This window comes from Prevotella sp. MGM1 (assembly GCF_002933775.1).
Taxonomy (GTDB): Bacteria; Bacteroidota; Bacteroidia; order Bacteroidales; family Bacteroidaceae; genus Prevotella.
Map to the genome: position 1 here is coordinate 1 of NZ_BEWV01000161.1, position 1,393 is coordinate 1,393.

1 protein-coding gene is annotated in these 1,393 nt (G+C 42.1%); it reads left to right on the forward strand.

Annotated features, from left to right (window positions below; genetic code table 11):
- Positions 1-947 precede the first annotated feature (947 nt).
- Positions 948-1,393: aminopeptidase P N-terminal domain-containing protein (locus tag MoGM_RS06025; protein ID WP_199181770.1), on the forward strand; the 446-nt coding region annotated here is incomplete at its 3' end.

A 1,393-nucleotide genomic window follows, 5' to 3' on the forward strand; every position in this document is an offset into this window, starting at 1 on the left:
CATTTACATCTTAATGTGCAATAATTATACGCACACAATGATTTTCCCGAATGCCGCATCAGAAATTTTACGACGACTGGCTTTAACGCTGATGGCATACTGCCAATCAAAACTTCAAGAAGAACATCCGGAAACCACTCATATGTAAACAAAATATCACGACACAATGCGGTATGGACTGCAATCGAAACTGTGCCTGCATTTTGAATATTTATGCACAAACGCCAAGGACAACGAAAATTCCACCATTGAAAAATGACAAAACAACGATTTGAGCCGAACGGCCAACAACCCGTAAAGCGAAATATCGGCGACCATTTGCATTAAGTATCCCGTTGTCATGCAACGGGATACTAATTGGAATGCATTTAGCGTCCCGTCAGCTTCCGTTTAGACGCTAAACGCAACCCAACCAATACCTTAATACAAGGCAAAAATATGTCTCCAACAAAGAAAAAATGCTTCCGGAACAAAGTCCCGGAAGCATTTCGGTTTCACCCAGCATATACATATATGCGGAAACAAATCACCACATACGAATTGTCATGGTACAATACACGACGCATATATAGCCAAGACATTATATATATCCGGCATCTGACATCAGCAAACCGGATGCCGGCACAGTACATTTATCAAAAATCACAGCCAGATCCGATTGCATAAATATACATTTCAAAGCAGACTTACAGCCGCTTTCAGATATCAATGACTGGAAAATCATAAACTTTTTGTAAATTATTATCATAGTTTTCGTGTTTTTTAAACGTTTTTTAGTCCACAAATTTACTTCAAAAAAACGCTGAAAACAAATTCCGATGCGATACACTTCACGATACATCCGAAAAACATTCCGATATATTAAGTTTTACTTAAAAAACGCTTTTTATATAATTTTTCGACAAAAAATATATAACTTTGCACATTACTAAATATTCTTAAACATCATGTTTGATAAAGAGACATATATCCGCCGGCGCGGAGAACTGAAAAAACTAGTTGGCGGAGGTATCGTGATACTATTCGGCAACAACGACGCACCGGCCAACTATCCTGCCAACGCATATTATCCTTTCAGGCAGGATTCCACGTTCATATACTATTTCGGACAGCACCGTGACGGTCTTGCGGGCGTTATAGACATAGACAACGACACGGAGACACTCGTAGGCAACGATATTGACATTGAAGACATCGTGTGGTTCGGCTCGGTAGACAGCGTGAGTGACATGGCGGCACAGGTTGGCGTGCGCCATACGGCGCCGATGAAATCGCTCGAAACGATCTGCGCCGATGCGATGAAAGCCGGCAGGAAGCTACACTTCCTGCCGCCATACAGGCACGACACGATGATACAGATAATGGACCTGACGGGCATTCCCCCGGCCAGGCA